19 protein-coding genes and 1 other annotated feature are annotated in these 17,875 nt (G+C 41.0%); all 19 genes read left to right on the forward strand.

Going from position 1 to position 17,875, the window contains the following annotated elements; translation table 11 throughout:
• Positions 1 to 16: 16 nt before the first annotated feature.
• The 19 genes from CSV68_RS04085 to CSV68_RS04175 all read left to right on the forward strand — a co-directional run bounded on the left by CSV68_RS04085 (position 17) and on the right by CSV68_RS04175 (position 17,874).
• Positions 17 to 733 (forward strand): DUF881 domain-containing protein, encoded by a 717-nt coding sequence (locus CSV68_RS04085; protein ID WP_099633100.1) that lies wholly within the window; start codon positions 17 to 19, stop codon positions 731 to 733.
• 7 nt (positions 734 to 740) lie between these two features.
• Positions 741 to 1,106, forward strand: coding sequence for a small basic family protein (locus tag CSV68_RS04090; RefSeq protein WP_099633101.1), 366 nt, complete (start codon positions 741 to 743; stop codon positions 1,104 to 1,106).
• 100 nt (positions 1,107 to 1,206) lie between these two features.
• Positions 1,207 to 2,493: a cell division protein FtsA gene (gene ftsA / locus CSV68_RS04095; RefSeq protein WP_099633102.1), complete on the forward strand. Its 1,287-nt coding sequence runs from the start codon at positions 1,207 to 1,209 to the stop codon at positions 2,491 to 2,493.
• A gap of 48 nt (positions 2,494 to 2,541) precedes the next feature.
• The gene (gene ftsZ, locus CSV68_RS04100) at positions 2,542 to 3,711 is read left to right on the forward strand and encodes a cell division protein FtsZ (RefSeq protein WP_099633103.1); all 1,170 of its coding nucleotides are present in this window, start codon (positions 2,542 to 2,544) and stop codon (positions 3,709 to 3,711) included.
• A 179-nt stretch (positions 3,712 to 3,890) separates the two neighbouring features.
• Positions 3,891 to 4,739, forward strand: coding sequence for a sigma-E processing peptidase SpoIIGA (locus CSV68_RS04105; RefSeq protein ID WP_099661521.1), 849 nt, complete (start codon positions 3,891 to 3,893; stop codon positions 4,737 to 4,739).
• Positions 4,733 to 5,443: an RNA polymerase sporulation sigma factor SigE gene (sigE, locus tag CSV68_RS04110; RefSeq protein ID WP_099633105.1), complete on the forward strand. Its 711-nt coding sequence runs from the start codon at positions 4,733 to 4,735 to the stop codon at positions 5,441 to 5,443. The genes CSV68_RS04105 and sigE overlap by 7 nt, the downstream gene beginning before the upstream one ends.
• 104 nt (positions 5,444 to 5,547) lie before the next feature.
• Complete coding sequence (gene sigG / locus CSV68_RS04115; RefSeq protein WP_099633106.1) at positions 5,548 to 6,333, forward strand: RNA polymerase sporulation sigma factor SigG; 786 nt, start codon at positions 5,548 to 5,550, stop codon at positions 6,331 to 6,333.
• 509 nt (positions 6,334 to 6,842) lie between these two features.
• Entirely contained in the window at positions 6,843 to 7,085 is a 243-nt protein-coding gene (locus tag CSV68_RS04120) for a PRC-barrel domain-containing protein (protein ID WP_158232988.1), read from the forward strand.
• A 69-nt stretch (positions 7,086 to 7,154) separates the two neighbouring features.
• A complete protein-coding gene (locus CSV68_RS04125) occupies positions 7,155 to 7,847 on the forward strand; it encodes a YggS family pyridoxal phosphate-dependent enzyme (RefSeq protein ID WP_233192857.1) in 693 nt (230 codons plus the stop codon).
• Entirely contained in the window at positions 7,844 to 8,341 is a 498-nt protein-coding gene (locus CSV68_RS04130) for a cell division protein SepF (RefSeq protein WP_099633109.1), read from the forward strand. Before CSV68_RS04125 ends, CSV68_RS04130 begins: the two co-directional genes overlap by 4 nt.
• Positions 8,342 to 8,406: 65 nt before the next feature.
• A complete protein-coding gene (locus tag CSV68_RS04135; protein ID WP_099633110.1) occupies positions 8,407 to 8,697 on the forward strand; it encodes a YggT family protein in 291 nt (96 codons plus the stop codon).
• Positions 8,698 to 8,766: 69 nt separating this feature from the next.
• Positions 8,767 to 9,543, forward strand: a complete 777-nt coding sequence (locus tag CSV68_RS04140) for a YlmH family RNA-binding protein (RefSeq protein ID WP_099633111.1) — start codon at positions 8,767 to 8,769, stop codon at positions 9,541 to 9,543.
• Positions 9,544 to 9,642: 99 nt separating this feature from the next.
• The gene (locus CSV68_RS04145) at positions 9,643 to 10,209 is read left to right on the forward strand and encodes a DivIVA domain-containing protein (RefSeq protein WP_099633112.1); all 567 of its coding nucleotides are present in this window, start codon (positions 9,643 to 9,645) and stop codon (positions 10,207 to 10,209) included.
• A gap of 42 nt (positions 10,210 to 10,251) precedes the next feature.
• Positions 10,252 to 10,472, forward strand: a binding site (T-box leader).
• Positions 10,473 to 10,576: 104 nt separating this feature from the next.
• Entirely contained in the window at positions 10,577 to 13,336 is a 2,760-nt protein-coding gene (ileS, locus tag CSV68_RS04150; RefSeq protein ID WP_099661523.1) for an isoleucine--tRNA ligase, read from the forward strand.
• Between the two features lie 139 nt (positions 13,337 to 13,475).
• Positions 13,476 to 13,952 (forward strand): signal peptidase II, encoded by a 477-nt coding sequence (lspA, locus tag CSV68_RS04155; protein ID WP_099633114.1) that lies wholly within the window; start codon positions 13,476 to 13,478, stop codon positions 13,950 to 13,952.
• Complete coding sequence (locus tag CSV68_RS04160) at positions 13,952 to 14,857, forward strand: RluA family pseudouridine synthase (RefSeq protein ID WP_099633115.1); 906 nt, start codon at positions 13,952 to 13,954, stop codon at positions 14,855 to 14,857. Before lspA ends, CSV68_RS04160 begins: the two co-directional genes overlap by 1 nt.
• A 226-nt stretch (positions 14,858 to 15,083) precedes the next feature.
• Positions 15,084 to 15,632, forward strand: coding sequence for a bifunctional pyr operon transcriptional regulator/uracil phosphoribosyltransferase PyrR (gene pyrR / locus CSV68_RS04165; RefSeq protein ID WP_099633116.1), 549 nt, complete (start codon positions 15,084 to 15,086; stop codon positions 15,630 to 15,632).
• Positions 15,633 to 15,652: 20 nt separating this feature from the next.
• Complete coding sequence (locus CSV68_RS04170) at positions 15,653 to 16,939, forward strand: uracil-xanthine permease family protein (RefSeq protein WP_099661524.1); 1,287 nt, start codon at positions 15,653 to 15,655, stop codon at positions 16,937 to 16,939.
• 56 nt (positions 16,940 to 16,995) lie between these two features.
• Positions 16,996 to 17,874 (forward strand): aspartate carbamoyltransferase catalytic subunit, encoded by an 879-nt coding sequence (locus CSV68_RS04175; RefSeq protein WP_099633118.1) that lies wholly within the window; start codon positions 16,996 to 16,998, stop codon positions 17,872 to 17,874.
• Position 17,875 lies beyond the last annotated feature (1 nt).

Consider the following 17,875-nt stretch of genomic DNA (forward strand, 5'->3'; position numbering starts at 1 on the left):
ATTGTGGGGGGGTAGAGTGAAGCAAAAAACACACTGGAAGTTCACGTTGATTCTCGGTATAGTGGGATTTGTATTGGCTTTACAATATAATTCAATGAATACTACATCTCCACGGGACACACGGGATTTATGGGCGATTCGTAAAGAATTATCAAGTGAAAAGAAAATTCACTCTGAACTCTTGGATGAGATCAGGGGAATTGATCAGACGCTTGCAGCTTATAATGCATCACCTGAAGCCAATGCAGCAAGTGTATTGCAAGACACGTTGGATAAATTGTATAAACAAGCGGGATTCATGCCGACCACTGGTCCAGGATTTGTAATAGAGGTTGCGCCATCCCCAGAAAGTATTGCGTTCGGTTATGAAATAGAGCCAGTATCATCTGAACTGCTGGCTTGGTTTATTAATGTGGTGAATCAACAACAAGGTAATGAGTTGGAGATTGATGGCAAGCGCTTTACTACTTTGAGTTGGATCCGGGAAATCAATGGTAATCTGACAGTCAGTGGGGAAGTGGTTTCTACACCACCGTTCGATATTAAAGTCGTCTCACCTACGAAGGAAGCAAGTGAAAAATTGTACAATCAATTACTGACCACTACCATACAAGATGAGTTTTATTTGGACGACTTAATTTTGACAATTAGTGAACCAACGGACCGCGTTACGTTACAAGGCTGGACGGGCGGTTTTGAAAATCGATTTTTAAAAGAACAAACAAAGGAGTGATGACAAAATGTGGCTACCCTTACTTGGGCTCCTCCTTGGCGTTTCTCTAGGTTTGCTCTCGGATATACAGATTCCGCAAGTATATAATAATTATTTAACTATTGCGATTCTCGCTGCATTTGATACACTATTTGGTGGAATCAGAGCCTATCTTCAGCAAGTGTATGACGACCGAATATTCGTCAGCGGATTTTTCTTCAACATACTATTAGCAGCAGCACTTGCTTTTATTGGTGTACACTTAGGTGTAGATTTATACTTGGCAGCAGTTTTCGCATTTGGCGTACGATTATTCCAGAATATCGCGGTCATCAGAAGAATTCTGCTTGCGAAATGGACGGGTAGAAACAAAAATCCCGACACAAATGTGTAATATTAAATGTTTTTAGAAGAGGGTGTTGAAAATATTTAGACAAAGCAGTCATAATACAATAGAATGGAAGTTACTAGTTACATTAAGGAGGTGTCAATAATTGAGTAAATCAAATCATTACGTATCACTTGATATAGGATCATCCACAATTAAAGTCTTAATTGGGGAGATGGATCAAAATGCCCTGCATGTAATCGGTGTAGGAAATGTACAATCTGCTGGAATTCGCAAAGGAACAATTATTGATATTGATGCCACTGTCCAGTCAATCCGTAAAGCGATTGAACAGGCTGAAAGAATGACAGGCTTAAAAATTGAGGAAGTAGTTCTTGGCATACCTGCAAATGGTGTCCAGTTCCAAAACGTCAAAGGCGTTGTGGCAGTGAACTCTGAAAATCGTGAAATTACAGATGATGATCTAGAAAGAGTTATGAAATCATCACAAGTAATGAATGTTCCACCTGAAAGAGAATTCGTCAATTTAGTGCCAAAGCAATTTATTGTCGATGATTATGATGAAATCACAGATCCCCGTGGTATGATGGGAGTAAGATTGGAAATGGACGCAACGTTAATTACGACGTCCAAAACTCAACTACATAACATTTTACGCTGTGTAGAAAAAGCCGGTTTACAAATTCGTGAAATTTATTTGCAACCGTTGGCGGCAGGTACATTCGCATTATCTGAAGATGAAATGTATCATGGAAGTGCCTTTATCGATATTGGCGGAGGGTCAACTACGGTTTCGGTATTCGCTGAAAATCGTTTGATCAGTACGTCTGTATTACCAGTTGGCGGAGATCATATTACAAAAGACTTATCAATCGTCTTAAAAACACCTACAGAACAAGCTAGAATGATTAAGCATCAGTATGGACACGCTTATTATGATGACGCTTCGGATGAAGAATTATTTGAAGTACCAGTAGTAGGTTCAGATGCAAAAGATCAATACAGTCAGCGTTATATCTCTGATGTGATCGGTTCACGTCTTGAAGAATTGTTTGAATTGATTCTCGAAGATTTGTATGCAACAGGTATCCGTGACTTGCCTGGCGGTATCGTGATCACAGGCGGTACAGCTAAGCTGGACGGAATATTGCAGTTGGCTCGTGATGTCTTTAAAACAAGAGCTAGATTATACACACCAGAATATATTGGTGTCCGTGAGCCGATGTATTCTACTGCGGTTGGCTTGATTCGCTATGCGTATATGGAAGATGTGTTCTTTGGTTATGAAGAAGAGCCAGTTGGTTCACCTCAATCATCAGACTCCATTTATGAAGTTGCGGAACCTTTAGCTAGGCCAGTCAAACCGAAAAAGGAAAAAAGTCAAGGATTCATGAAACGCGCTAAAAAAGTATTCGACAATTTCTTTGAGTAAACATTGTGTTAGGTGGGAAATTGCAGATAATTTAGAGGAGGAAAATCAATGCTTGAATTTGAGACGAACATAGATGCATTAGCGGTAATTAAAGTTATTGGAGTAGGCGGCGGCGGAAACAATGCGGTCAACCGTATGATTGAACATGGAGTGCAGGGCGTAGAGTTTATCGCGGTAAACACGGATGCTCAAGCATTGCAATTATCATCGGCTGAAATTAAACTACAAATCGGTGAGAAGCTTACTAGAGGACTAGGCGCAGGTGCTAACCCTGAAGTAGGAAAAAAAGCAGCTGAAGAAAGTAAAGAGCAGATTGAAGAAGCTCTACGTGGCGCTGATATGGTCTTCGTTACAGCTGGTATGGGGGGCGGAACGGGTACGGGTGCAGCACCGGTTATTGCTCAAATCGCTAAAGATATTGGCGCGTTGACTGTAGGCGTGGTTACACGTCCGTTCACTTTCGAAGGAAGAAAGAGATCTACTTCCGCAGCTGGCGGTATCGCAAGCATGAAAGAAGCAATCGATACGCTAATTGTTATTCCAAACGATAAATTGCTTGAGATTGTTGATAAGAACACTCCAATGCTTGAAGCGTTTAGAGAAGCTGACAATGTATTGCGTCAAGGTGTACAAGGTATCTCTGATTTGATCGCAGTACCTGGATTGATCAACCTTGACTTTGCTGACGTGAAAACAATCATGTATAACAAAGGTTCTGCATTGATGGGAATCGGTATGTCTACTGGTGAAAATCGTGCAGCGGAAGCAGCAAAAAAAGCTATTTCTAGTCCGTTGCTTGAAACATCCATCGATGGAGCCAAAGGTGTCTTAATGAATATTACAGGCGGCTCGAACTTGAGCTTGTTTGAAGTCCAGGAAGCGGCAGATATTGTTGCTACTGCATCAGACGAAAACGTCAATATGATCTTCGGTTCTGTGATTAACGACGACTTGAAAGATGAAATCATCGTAACAGTTATCGCGACAGGATTTAACGAAGAACAGTTAGCTCCTTCAAGACAAAGAGGTGCTGGTGTAACGGGTGGCATTCGCCCACAACGACCTGTACAACAGCAACCGCCAACACAAAGCAGATATGAAGAGCAACCACGTTACGAGCAACAATCTGAGCCTAGACAGCCACAGGTTAATCAGCATCAGCACGAAGAACAACTGGATATCCCAACGTTCTTACGTAATCGTACGCGTCGTAAATAATAAATAGAACAAGCTTCCCGCAGGAGATGAACTTCTCATGCGGGAAGCTTTTTTATGTTTGTTTAAGAGTGATTACGCTAAGTGCTTAAAAATATGTCGAAGATTTTATCGTAAACCATCCAAAGCCCGACAGGTTTTTCATTAAAGCCATGATAATCTGTTTGTAAGGAGGCCGGCATATGTATGGAGAACTGATGATAGGGATCAATATGCTCTTTAACTACGCCATCCTATCATTCACTAATAAAGTTGGAAATCATCAAACGAGCAGGAGGAGGTTATGGAGCGCAGCATTTCTCGGAGCCTTCTTTATTACGTTGTTCCCGTATTCTGTGCTAGCGATGATCTTCACTTTCTTAGGAATGACGTATATTGCATTTGGACAAACGTTTGGTAGTTGGAAAAGTTCGATCCTCGCAGTACTGATCGCGGCTTTCTTCGCAGGAGGAATGTTGACCTTGATCTACGCACAGATTAGTATCAGCGTAAATCAGAGCTTTTTATTCGTAGCAATTGGTCTAACCTATCTTTCGTTATACATCGTGAAGCATAAATGGATTGATACACGCATGATGAATAAGTTAATGAGTTTCACGCTCGATTCAGAATTGAATTTATGGGGGGAAGTAATTCCGCTTAAGGTATTCATCGATACGGGTAATCATTGCGTAGAACCATTATCAGGAGATCCTGTACATTTTATTGGCTATCAGGCAGTAAAAGAACAGCTACCAGTCGACTTCGCTTCAGCACTAGAGTCATGGAATCCTGAAAAATCGCCAGACTTGGCTAGTTTTCCTACCACTTACCAAAGATGTCTTCGGTTAATACGATTGCAGACTGTTCAAGGAGCTTCGTGGGCTGTCGGAATCAAGTACGATAGGTGGTTGCTCGAAGGTGAGTTAATGCCTGTAGGATATGTCGTCTTGACGAGAGAACAGCGTCAATACCCTCAAGGTGCAGCAGCTATTTTGCAAATGAGTGCGATGGATGTACTAAAAGAAGAAGGGAGAACGGCTATATGTTGATAGAAGTGAAAAAATGGGTGTCTTATATTGCGGGATTCTTCAGACGAAAAGGCGGCATATTTTATATTGGTGGACATGAATCCCTTCCTAAGCCTCTCGATAAAGAGCAGGAAGCAAAAATGATTGCAGCATTAATGAAAGGTGACCCAGCAGCACGTGACACATTGATCGAAAAGAATTTACGTCTCGTTGTCTATATCGCAAGACGCTTCGATAATACGAACACGAACATTGAAGATCTTATTAGTATAGGAACGATTGGACTAATCAAAGCAATCGAAACTTTTAAAGCGGATAAAAACATTAAGCTTGCAACGTACGCTTCCCGTTGTATTGAAAATGAAATTTTAATGCATTTGCGTAAAACAAATCGAATTCGTTCAGAAATTTCATTTGATGAGCCGTTGAATTCAGATGCGGATGGAAATGAGTTGCTTCTATCAGATATCTTAGGTACAGATGAAGATATCATTACAGACGACGTAGAGAAAAAGCTGGAGCGTCAATATATGATTGATGCCATTTCCATTTTAGATGAAAGAGAACGTTATATTATGGAACAGCGATTCGGATTGATGGGAACGAATGAAATGACGCAAAAAGAAGTGGCGGATCTTCTTGGTATATCGCAATCTTATATATCTAGACTGGAAAAGAAAATAATTTCTGAGCTACGAGATCGACTAAATCAGCCCATTTCATAACTGGACTTATCGGCAGAAATTGGCGATTCGTGAATTCGCATATTCTAAAGAGTTGAGGACACACTACTCTGTACACTCACCTATAGAATGCGGAGGAAGAGCCAATGGTACGTACAAGAGTAGAGATTTGTGGGATCAATACGTCCGAGCTGCCTTTATTAACTGCAGATGTGATGAAAGAGACATTCATCCGTTTGCAAAGCGGTGACGAATTTGCCAGAGATGAATTGGTATTTGCGAATTTGCGTCTCGTACTTAGTCTTGTTCAGCGCTTTAACTATCGTGGAGAGCAGGCTGATGATTTATTCCAGGTTGGTTGTATTGGGTTGTTGAAAGCCATAGACAATTTCGATTTAAAACATAATGTCCGGTTTTCCACCTACGCTGTGCCGATGATCATTGGAGAAATCAAGCGACATCTTCGTGATCACCATGCTGTTCGTGTATCCAGATCATTACGTGATATCGCGTATAAAGCCATCAGGGCAAAAGAACAATATGTCAACGAACATCAACACGAACCAAGAATTTCAGATCTCGAGAAGATTACAGGCATACCGGAAGAAGATATACTCTTCGCCTTAGATGCTATACAAGACCCTATGTCTTTGCACGAGCCAATGAATAGCGATGGCGGCGATCCGATTTATATGATGGATCAGCTACATGATCAGAGAGTATCTGAAGACCGCTGGATGAACTACGTGTCCATTAAAGATAAGATGGGCGAGCTGGACGAACGTCAACAGCTAATCGTCTCCAAACGATTTTACCTCGGTCAGACGCAAACCGAAATCGCCAAGGAGCTCGGGATCTCACAAGCGCAAATCTCGAGAATTGAGAAGCATGCGATGGAACAGATTCGGCTTGGGATTGAGCAGAAGAAATAGTGATTGCGATTGATATACAGAGACTGTCCTTGCCACTTGAGAGTGGGGAGGGCAGTTTTTGTATTGTTAGCAATGCGAATGTGCGCCTAAAACGATAATCCACGTGTGTGATCATTGGCAGCATTATAGTATCCCAAACCCTATAACTATCACGGCAAGCGCTCATTAATTCGCCTAAGTGATCATAATAACTGTATAAGCGCTCATCAATCACCATAAGCGATCATACTTAGTCGGTGAACGCTCTAAATAGCCAATAAGTGATCAAACCGCTTTCGTAACCGCTCATTAAGCTTTTGCTCTATACCGTACATGAACTTATACATAGAAAAGTTAAAAAGCGCCACTATTTAAAATGAAGTCTGGAACTACTTACAGTCTAACGTGACGATGTAAGTGTAAGAGGTGGCGACTCCTGGAGGACCAGCGCAATATTTCACTTTGAAGTCAGTTTTCCGACGTTCTCATTAAAACTCACTATGCATAGTATGAAAGAAGGAGGGGAAACTATGCGTTTTTCCAGCTTGCAGAAAAAAGAAGTCATTGAACTGAAAAAAGGTTCTTTCCTTGGTTTTGTTCAAGATGCCACAATTGACATCGAAAAAGGTGAGATTGCGCAACTTCATATAGGCGAACTTGAACGCTCCTTTTTCTCAGACAGCAAGTCAAAGGGTGTTCAAAAAATCAATTACAAAGACGTCATGACGATTGGAAAAGATATTATCTTGATTGAGAATAAACGTCTCAACTAATGACTTATCGTTGATATATAATGCCCTAATTGATACAATGAAATAAAGATGATGAAAAGTAGTGATAATATGGAACAAGTAGAACAACGACTAGCAACTATACAAAAACAAATAAACGAAGCATGTGAAACATCAAATCGTAGCTCGAATGACATCACGCTAATAGCTGTCACGAAGCAAGTGTCTCCCGCTAGAGCGCAGTCCCTACTAGATATTGGGATTACGGACTTAGGAGAAAATCGTCTCGAAGGATTGCTCGAAAAACAAGAAGCGATTGAAGATCGGGTAAAGTGGCACTTCATCGGTAACTTACAGACGCGCAAAGTTAAAGAATTAGTCAATACGATTGACTGCCTTCATTCTTTGGATCGGTTAAGTCTTGCGAAAGAAGTGAATAAGCGGGCAAGTAAGCCGCTAGATTGTTTTGTACAAGTCAATGTTTCAGGCGAAGAATCTAAATCCGGGATCACTCCGGATGAAGTAGATATGTTCTTTGAACAATTGGCAACTTACGAAAATATTCATGTAATTGGACTCATGACAATGGCGCAAAATACCGATGATGAATCTGTAGTTCGCAACACATTCCGTTCTTTACGTGAACTACGAGACAGAATCGTAGCTAAAGGATTGTCTTATGCACCGTGTACCAAACTATCCATGGGTATGTCTAATGACTTTACAATCGCGATAGAAGAAGGTGCAACGCATATACGTATCGGCACTGCATTGGCCGGGTCAGAAAGCGGGGAAACTGAATGAGCCTCAAAAAACGACTAGAAAAAATGTTTTGGGTACAGGAAGAAGACTTAGTTCAACAACCGAAAGCTCAAAATAAACCAACAAAAGGTGAACAAGCAATGGCTCGTAAAGAGATGAAGAAGTTAGGTGGTAAGAAACGAGCTGTCAATAGTCGTCCTCAAGCATCTCAGCAACCACCATCATCTACACAAGCGCCAGTAATTAGTCTGCAAAGTCTACAAAAATCATCAAAAGTCATTCTACTCGAGCCGCGTTCATATGCAGAAGTAGAGGATATTGCAGAACATCTGAAAAACCGCCGTTCTGTCGTAGTGAACTTACAGCAGATAGAACGGGATCAAGGATTTCGTATTATTGATTTCCTGAGTGGTACAGTTTATGCCCTTGGTGGCGACATTCAACGAATTGGCGCAGATATATTTTTATGTGCACCCGACAACGTAGAAGTAGCCGGTAAAATTACGGAATTTCTATCAGAACAACAAGAACGATAGGCTACGCAACTTAGAACTTTCAACCAATGAAAGTCGAACAATTTGAATGAGGTGTACATGTTATTATGATCGCATTATTAAATAATTCTTATTTATTGATCTCTGGAGCCCTACAATTATATTCTATCCTGTTGGTCATTTATATTTTAATGTCATGGGTTCCTTCTACTAGAGAAACCAAATTTGGGCAGCTTATAGCAAAAGTAGCAGAACCATATTTAGGTTTTTTCCGTAAGTTCATACCGCCGTTTGGTATGATTGATTTTTCACCGATTGTCGCATTACTATCATTACAATTAATTAGCCGAGGGATTGGTCAGATTTATTTAATGATTTTCCAAGCATTAGTAAATTAAGTATAACCTTAACTGAAATTGGAAATCCTCACAAGGTGGGGATTTTTTTATATAAGGAGAAGAAATAGAATGGATTCGATATTTCAACATTTTCGTAAAGAAGAACAACCGTTTATTGAAAAAGTAAATAGTTGGGTGAAAGAAGTAGAAGATACGTACGCACCTAAGCTAACAGAGTTTATGGATCCACGTCAGCGCTTTATAACAGAATCAATTGTGAGGAATTCAGATCTTACGTTGACGGCTGAAGGTGGTTTTCACGATGCGGAACGCCAGCGTGTGTTAATCTATCCTGATTATTACACTCCGACCAAAGAGGATTTTCAAATCAGTATATATAAGGTGAACTATCCGCAAAAATTCGTCACAATGAAGCATTCCCAGCTTCTTGGATCTTTACTGTCTGTTGGAATTGAGCGTTCGCGGTTTGGTGATATTCAACTAACCGAAGAAGCAGTACAATTTGCGGTTGCTCAGGAAGTGTCTGAATACATCCATGTCCATTTCACTCAAGTCGGCAAAGTGAAAGTTTCTGTAGAGCCAGTTCTGAACACAGAAGACTTCATCAATGTAAAAGAAGAGTGGACAGAAGAGCTTCATATTGTGAGTTCATTGCGTTTGGATGTAGTTGTAGCGGCATTAACAAACAGTTCAAGAGCTAAAGCTTCGTCACTTATTAAGGCGGAGAAAGTAAAAGTGAACTGGGCTATGATTGATCAACAAGCATTTGAAGTAGAAGAATATGATGTTCTATCCATCAGAGGATATGGCCGCTTTAGAATCATGAGTATCGAAGGCCGTACAAAGAAAGATAAAATTCGGGTGATGATCGGTGCGCTAGTCTGAATTGAATCCTTGATAAATTAAGAAAAGTAGTGTTTAATCAAGTAGTAAACACAATCACATTGTAAACTATGTAAGCATACTGAAAGGAGAAAGCGTATTATGGCTTTAACCCCTACGGATATACATAACAAAACGTTTAATACGAAATTTCGTGGCTATGATGAAGATGAAGTGAATGGTTTTCTAGAACAACTGATGAAAGACTATGAAAATGTACTAAAGAAAAATGAAGATCTTGAAAAAACGGTTTCTGACAATGAAGTAAAGATTACTCACTTTAATTTAATAGAAGAAACGATGCAAAAATCGATTCTAATTGCACAAGAAGCTGCAGAAGACGTTCGTAAAAATGCTATTCAAGAATCAAAGTTAATCATTTCCGAAGCAGAAAAGAATGCAGATCGTCTTGTAAATGACGCACTTGCGCAGGCAAGAAAGATTGCACTCGAAGTGGAAGTGTTGAAGAAACAGTCAAAAGTATTCAAAAGTCGTTTCAAGATGATGGTAGAAGCACAACTTGATATGATCAATACAGAAGATTGGGACGACCTATTGAAGTATGAGTTGGATACATCTAGCGTAGAAAGTGTAGCTGAGCAAGAGTTAGATATTCCGAATGTAGACAGTCTAGACGAAGAACTAGTTAAGAAGAAGGAAGAAGCTTGACAACTTCCGAACACATTTTTATAATGAAAAGTAAATCAAAATGAAGAAGCGTTGACGGAAAGAGTACTTTCTGATATTGCCCATAGCGAGCCGGGGGCGGTGTAAGCCCGGTGGTACATCAAAAAGGAAAATCACTCCTGAGCTAGAACCTTTATGTAACTCTTGGTTCTCGGTATCACACTGCCGTTATTAGTGTCTAAGCGGCAATTGCTTTATGCAATTGCAAGTAGGGTGGTACCGCGAGAATGAACCTCGTCCCTTTTTGGGATGGGGTTTTTCTGATTTCTCAAGCGTAAGAGTGCCTGGAACTAGTTGATTTCATTTCTACAGAAAAAATGAATCACCCATATTTTAAGGAGGAATTATAATGGAATATAAAGATACATTGCTTATGCCAAAAACTGATTTCCCTATGCGTGGCAACCTGCCAAATAATGAGCCGAAAATGCAGGAAGAGTGGAATGAAAAGAATATCTATCAGCAAGTGCAGGAACGTACTGCAGATCGTCCGTCCTTCATATTGCATGACGGACCTCCCTATGCGAACGGTGACTTACACATGGGTCACGCACTTAACAAAGTATTAAAAGATTTTATCATTCGTTATAAATCAATGTCTGGCTTCCGTGCTCCGTATGTACCGGGGTGGGATACACATGGTTTGCCAATTGAGCAAGCACTTGTGAATAAAAAAGTCGATCGCAAGAAAATGAGCACAGCTGAATTCCGTAAAATGTGTGAAGAGTATGCACTTCAACAAATCGACAATCAGCGTAAACAATTTAAGCGTCTCGGTGTTCGCGGAGATTGGGAAAATCCATATATCACGTTGAAGCCTGAATTTGAATCTCGTCAAATTCAAGTATTTGGTGAAATGGCTAAAAAAGGATATATCTATAAAGGATTAAAGCCTGTTTATTGGTCACCTTCAAGTGAGACAGCGTTAGCAGAAGCAGAAATCGAATATCAAGATAAAAAGTCCGCATCTATTTATGTAAGCTTCCCAATCCAAGACGGAAAAGGTGTACTGGATCATGATGTGAAGTTCCTGATCTGGACAACAACGCCTTGGACAATTCCTGCAAACTTAGGAATTTCTGTTCATCCTAAATTTACGTATGCAGTAGTAAAAGTACAAAACGAGAAATTTGTAGTAGCAAAAGACTTAGTGGAGTATTTGGCGAAAGAATTGGAATGGGAAGAGTACTCAATCGAAAAGGAAATTCAAGGTGTAGAGCTTGATCGCATCGTTGCGAGACATCCATTCTATGATCGTGATTCATTAGTTATGCTAGGTGAGCATGTTACTGCAGATGCTGGTACAGGCTGTGTTCATACAGCACCAGGTCACGGTGAAGATGACTTCTACGTGAGTAAGCAATACGGAATTGATGCATTATCTCCAATTGATGACCGCGGTGTCATGACGGAAGAAGCACCGTTTTTCGAAGGTATGTTCTATGAAGATGCGAATAAAGCAGTGACTGAAAAACTGGAAGAAGTCGGAGCGCTTCAAAAGTTGTCATTCTTCACTCACTCGTATCCGCACGATTGGCGTACGAAGAAGCCAGTCATCTACCGTGCAACTTCGCAATGGTTCGCTTCTATTGAATCGTTTAGAAGTGATTTACTCGAAGCAATTCGTACTACTACATTCACGCCATCTTGGGGTGAAACGCGTTTATTCAATATGGTCCGTGACCGTGGCGACTGGTGTATTTCTCGTCAGCGTGTATGGGGTGTTCCAATTCCGGTATTCTATGCGGAAAATGGCGAAGTAATTCTGACAGATGAAACGGTCAGTCATGTAGCAGATTTATTCCGGGAACATGGATCAAATGTTTGGTTCGAACGTTCTGCAAAAGAACTATTACCTGAAGGCTACACGCACGAAGGAAGTCCGAATGGCGAGTTCACGAAAGAAACAGACATTATGGATGTCTGGTTCGACTCTGGAACAACACATCAAGGTGTACTTGATGAACGTGATAACCTTCGTTATCCGGCAGATTTATATCTTGAAGGTTCGGATCAATATCGCGGTTGGTTTAACTCTTCATTGACGACTAGCGTAGCGATCAATGGTATTGCACCGTACAAAGGCATCTTGAGCCATGGTTTCACATTGGACAAAAATGGCCGTAAGATGAGTAAATCTCTAGGGAATGTAATCGTCCCTTCAAAAGTCATCAATCAACTTGGCGCAGACATCGTGCGTCTATGGGTATCATCTGTAGATTATACTGCTGATGTTCGTGTGTCTGATTCGAACTTTAAGCAAGTTTCAGAAGTCTACCGTAAGATTCGTAATACTATTCGTTTCTTGCATGGTAACGTAGCTGACTTTAATCCAGCTACAGATCGTGTAGCATTTGATGATATGCGTGCAGTTGATCAGTACGTCTATGTGAAGTTGCAAGATTTGACTGAGGAAGTGCTTACAGCATACGAGCAGTATGCGTTCCCTACTGTCTACCACGCAATCAATAATTTCTGTACAGGTGTACTCAGCTCGCTTTACCTGGACATTGCGAAAGATGTAGTCTATATCGAAGCTGAGAATCATCCAGATCGTCGTGCAATGCAGTCGGTGATGCATGATACCTTGATTACACTAGTCAAGCTCATCACACCAATCTTGCCACACACAGCAGACGAAATGTGGAAATATATTCAGTACGTTGAAGAAGATAGTGTCCAATTGACGGATATGCCTGAAGCTGATCATAAAGGCGAAGTAGCGGACAAGCTTCGTGAGCGCTTCGATAACTTGATGGATATTCGTGATGATGTTTTGAAAGCTCTTGAAGAAGCACGAAACGCGAAAGTAATCGGGAAATCTTTGGAGGCAAAAGTTACTGTTGTGTTGCCTGAAGCTCAACGTGGTATTTTGCAAGCAGAGGATATTGATTTCGCACAATTCTTCATCGTCTCGGACTTTGAAGAGAGTACAGATGCAGAGTTGCCGAATGCATTGAAACTAGAAAATGCAACGGTCTTGGTAGAACCTGCTGAAGGTGAAAAATGTGAACGATGCTGGACAATCTCTCAAACGGTTGGAGAAGATGCAGAACATTCGACACTATGTACACGATGCGCGACTGTTGTGAAAGAAAACTATGCGTAAGCAATTTTGATGTTACAGCCATCATCATTCATTCGTGGATGATGATGGCTTTTTTTGCATAGCGGGACTAAGAAACGTAATGGAAGACGAGTTTTTGTGGTAAACTAAAGAAGAAATTAGCTGGACGGAGGGTAATGAAGTGATCGTTTATTATGCAATCGCTGCACTGATCGTTGGCTTGGATCAGTTGACGAAATGGCTAGTTGTGAAAAATATGGAGTTGGGTGAACATATCTCTGTTCTGGATCCTTATATTGCATTGCTATCTCACCGTAATCGTGGTGCTGCATGGGGAATGCTTGAAGGGAAGATGTGGCTATTTTTTATTGTGACCATTGTAGTTGTAGCGGCTATAATTTATTTCTTCCATACAGAAGGTAAAAAGGATCGACTACTAGGTGTGAGTCTAATGTTATTGCTAGGCGGTGCGATAGGGAACTTTATCGATCGACTGGTAAGAGGAGAAGTAGTAGATTTCATTAGCGTCTTGATTCCTGTTATAAATTATGATTTTCCGATATTTAATGTGGCAGATGCCGCGCTGACAATTGCTGTCATACTTATTTTGTTACACGTAGTGCTTGATGAAAAAAAGAAAAAGAAAAAGGTGTCGTAATGGGAAGATTTGAATATGAAATAACAGAAGAACTTACAGGTAATCGAATAGACAAAGCATTGGCTACTCTACAACCGGACTGGTCACGTACGCAAATCCAGCAATGGGTAAAAGATGAACATATTAAGGTAAATGACAGTTCAGTTAAACCGAACTATAAAGTGAAAACAGATGATCAAGTCATTGTAGAGCTACCAGAAGTGGAAGAGTATGATGTAGAAGCTGAAAATTTACATCTTGAAATCGTTTACGAAGATCAAGACGTATTGGTTGTCAACAAACCGGTCGGAATGGTTGTTCACCCATCAGCAGGTCATGTGAGTGGAACTTTAGTGAACGGATTGATGCACCAAGTAACAGATTTGTCAGGCATTAATGGTGTCTTACGTCCTGGTATTGTGCATCGTATTGATAAAGATACTTCGGGGTTATTGATGGTAGCCAAAAATGATAAAGCGCACGTTTCATTAGTTAATCAGCTCGTCGCTAAATCAGTTAATCGTGTATATACTGCTCTAGTTCACGGACATATTCCGCATGATAACGGTACAATAGATGCACCAATCGGGCGTGACAAACGTGATCGTCAACGAATGGCGGTTGTGGACGAGGGGAAAAATGCAGTTACACACTTTAAGGTTCTTGAACGTTTTGGCGCATATACATTGGTTGAATGCCGCCTGGAAACAGGAAGAACTCACCAGATCCGTGTGCATATGAAATATATTGGTTATCCTCTTGTAGGAGACCCGAAATACGGTCAGAGAAAAACAATTGATTTTGGCGGTCAAGTACTGCATGCGGGTACTGTTGGTTTTGATCACCCGACAACAGGTGAATATATGGAGTTTACCGCGCCGTTACCTGAAAATTACAAACAATTACTCAATGAATTACGTTCGTAATAAGCGTTGACAAACGCTTATTACGAGTTGTATACTCTATTAAGCAATTGAATAGCGATACCTTTAACGTCAGTCCTGTGAGGCTGGGAAGGTTGCACGGAATTACATGATAGCTTACTGCGGTAAGTATCGATGTATGCTTTTTTCTGCACGTCCGCCCTCCAGTCTACTCTGACTGGAGGGCTTTTTTTATAAAAAAAGGTAAAAGGAAAGGGGATTCAATGATATGACGGAAAAAGCAGAAATACTAGATGAACAAGCTATCGCACGGGCGGTCACACGCATTGCCCATGAAATTATTGAAAAGAACCGAGGCATTGATCACTGTATATTAGTTGGCATCAAGACAAGAGGTGCGATATTAGCGAAACGCTTAGCAGATAAAATTGAACTGATTGAAGGTAAACCTATTAAAACAGGTGAACTGGACATCACATTGTACCGGGATGATCTTCAATTAAAGAATCAGCAAGGAGAAGCATTTGTACAACAGGTAGATATTGAACATGATGTAGCGAATCAAAAAGTCATCCTTGTAGATGATGTTCTCTATACAGGTAGGACGGTTCGGGCTGCATTAGATGCCATCATGGACTTAGGAAGACCTTCTTCCATACAGCTAGCTGTATTAGTAGACCGAGGTCATCGCGAATTACCGATACGTCCGGATTTTGTCGGAAAGAATATCCCGACTTCAAATGAAGAACGAGTAGTAGTGAGTGTGATTGAAAAAGATGGAACGGATGGAGTTACCATTCACACACGAACATTATAAGCGGCTGGGGGAAATGATAGATGAGTGTAAAAGTATTGGATGTACATGAAAAACCGCAACCTATTCGCTGGCTGGCACTAAGTTTACAGCATATGTTCGCCATGTTTGGCGCTACAATTTTAGTACCACAACTAGTAGGTTTAAGCCCTGCCATCGCTCTATTAACGAGTGGAATCGCAACGATCGTATTTATTATCGTGACAAAGTTTCAAGTACCAGCCTATCTAGGCTCTTCATTCGCTTTTATTGTACCGATTCAGATGGCGACACAATCGGGTGGTATAGGAAGCGCAATGATCGGTAGTATGTTCGTGGCATTGGTCTATGCGATTATATCGTTACTGATTTATAAAACTGGCTACAACTGGATTATGAAGTTATTACCACCTATTGTAGTGGGACCTGTCATTATGGTCATCGGATTGGCCATTGCACCGACAGCTATTAGTATGGCGAGCACGATTAATGTTAACGGAGCGGATGTATACAGTGGCTTACACTTTTCCGCGGCTTTAGTAACACTGGCTTCGGCAGTATTCTGCTTGATGTTCTTTAAAGGAATTATCAGCTTGATGCCAGTTCTCATAGGTATCGTAGTTGGATATATCTACTCCGCTTTCATTGGTATTCTAGATTTTAGCCAAGTGGTAGAAGCCAAGTGGTTTGCGGTACCGGAGATGCTGATTCCGGGTGTTGATTACGAGTTCGTCGTAACACCGACATTGCTGATCATTATGGTACCAATCGCGATTGTCACTATCTCTGAGCATATTGGGCACCAACTTGTTCTAGGAAAAGTAGTAAACCGAAATTATATTGAAAATCCTGGATTACACAGATCATTGCTTGGCGATGGACTGGGGACACTAATGAGTGGTTTAGTCGGAGGACCACCCAAAACTACATACGGTGAAAATATCGGTGTACTTGCTATCACGCGGGTCTACAGTGTTTATGTGATCATGGGGGCTGCAGTATTTGCGATACTCTTCTCCTTTATAGGTAAAATTATGGCGTTGATTGCCACGATTCCTACAGCAGTACTCGGCGGGATATCCATTCTGTTGTTTGGTATCATCGCTTCATCAGGAATGCGGATGCTCATCGACCACAAGATCGACTTTGATAATCAGCGGAATCTTGTCATCGCATCCATCATTCTCGTCATAGGAATCGGTGGGGCGACAATCAACATAAGCGAAACATTCCAAATCGGTGGTATGGCACTGGCTGCAATTGTCGGAGTTCTGCTGAACCTAGTATTGCCAGGTAAAACAGATGATACCTTGATGGATGAGGAAGAATAAAAACAAAAAGCAGTTCGTGCATGAAGTACTTGCATTTCGTGAAGGAGGAACATCTGATGGAACATTTAGTTTCAATGAAAGACCTGACAGTGGAAGAAATCATGCTCATACTCGATCGGGCAGCGATTTTTAAGCGGCTAGGCTTCAGGGAATTGCCTGGAACATACACCGTCTGCAACTTGTTTTTTGAACCGAGTACGAGAACGAAAACAAGTTTTGAAATGGCAGAACGTAAAGTAGGCGCGCAAATCATCCCCTTTGAGACGAGTTTCTCAAGTACCTTAAAAGGTGAATCTTTGTATGATACGATTAGGACGTTGGAAGCAATAGGTTTGGATGCCTTAGTCATTCGTCATCCAGCAGATGGTTTCTATGAAGAACTAATTAAACGAACGAATGTTGCAATCATTAATGCAGGCGATGGGTCAGGTCAACACCCGACACAATCCCTGCTCGATATCTTCACAATACAAGAGGAATTCGGTCATTTTGAAGGACTGAAAGTATTGATTGCGGGAGATATCGCTCACAGTCGTGTAGCTCGCTCAAATGCAGAAGCTTTGCGGAAGTTAGGAGCTGAGGTCACGTTCCTTTGCCCACCAGAATGGGCGGGGGAATTCGACAGTGTCGATAATTGGGACGAAGTAATTGAAACGAGTGATGTTGTTATGCTCCTTCGAGTACAACACGAACGTCACAATACAGAGATGGCATATACGAAAGCTGCTTATCACGAGCAATACGGTCTAACTATAGAACGAGCAGCTAGAATGAAAAAAGGTGCAATCATCATGCATCCAGCTCCAGTAAATCGTGATGTAGAAATAGCGGATAGTTTAATAGAAAGTCCACAATCACGAATTTTTAAACAGGTAGAAAACGGTGTCTACATTCGGGCAGCTGTTCTAGAACTTATATTGAAGGGGCGGAAGTAAT

Source organism: Sporosarcina sp. P29 (assembly GCF_002743265.1).
Lineage (GTDB): Bacteria > Bacillota > Bacilli > Bacillales_A > Planococcaceae > Sporosarcina.

Bases quoted from the DNA above. Each gene is read 5' to 3' on its own strand.
- CSV68_RS04090 (WP_099633101.1), top strand. From the start codon at position 741: ATGTGGCTACCCTTACTTGGGCTCCTCCTTGGCGTTTCTCTAGGTTTG.
- ftsZ (WP_099633103.1), top strand. From the start codon at position 2,542: ATGCTTGAATTTGAGACGAACATAGATGCATTAGCGGTAATTAAAGTT.
- CSV68_RS04105 (WP_099661521.1), top strand. From the start codon at position 3,891: ATGTATGGAGAACTGATGATAGGGATCAATATGCTCTTTAACTACGCC.
- sigE (WP_099633105.1), top strand. From the start codon at position 4,733: ATGTTGATAGAAGTGAAAAAATGGGTGTCTTATATTGCGGGATTCTTC.
- sigG (WP_099633106.1), top strand. From the start codon at position 5,548: ATGGTACGTACAAGAGTAGAGATTTGTGGGATCAATACGTCCGAGCTG.
- CSV68_RS04120 (WP_158232988.1), top strand. From the start codon at position 6,843: ATGCGTTTTTCCAGCTTGCAGAAAAAAGAAGTCATTGAACTGAAAAAA.
- CSV68_RS04125 (WP_233192857.1), top strand. From the start codon at position 7,155: ATGGAACAAGTAGAACAACGACTAGCAACTATACAAAAACAAATAAAC.
- CSV68_RS04130 (WP_099633109.1), top strand. From the start codon at position 7,844: ATGAGCCTCAAAAAACGACTAGAAAAAATGTTTTGGGTACAGGAAGAA.
- CSV68_RS04135 (WP_099633110.1), top strand. From the start codon at position 8,407: ATGATCGCATTATTAAATAATTCTTATTTATTGATCTCTGGAGCCCTA.
- CSV68_RS04140 (WP_099633111.1), top strand. From the start codon at position 8,767: ATGGATTCGATATTTCAACATTTTCGTAAAGAAGAACAACCGTTTATT.
- CSV68_RS04145 (WP_099633112.1), top strand. From the start codon at position 9,643: ATGGCTTTAACCCCTACGGATATACATAACAAAACGTTTAATACGAAA.
- ileS (WP_099661523.1), top strand. From the start codon at position 10,577: ATGGAATATAAAGATACATTGCTTATGCCAAAAACTGATTTCCCTATG.
- CSV68_RS04160 (WP_099633115.1), top strand. From the start codon at position 13,952: ATGGGAAGATTTGAATATGAAATAACAGAAGAACTTACAGGTAATCGA.
- pyrR (WP_099633116.1), top strand. From the start codon at position 15,084: ATGACGGAAAAAGCAGAAATACTAGATGAACAAGCTATCGCACGGGCG.
- CSV68_RS04170 (WP_099661524.1), top strand. From the start codon at position 15,653: ATGAGTGTAAAAGTATTGGATGTACATGAAAAACCGCAACCTATTCGC.
- CSV68_RS04175 (WP_099633118.1), top strand. From the start codon at position 16,996: ATGGAACATTTAGTTTCAATGAAAGACCTGACAGTGGAAGAAATCATG.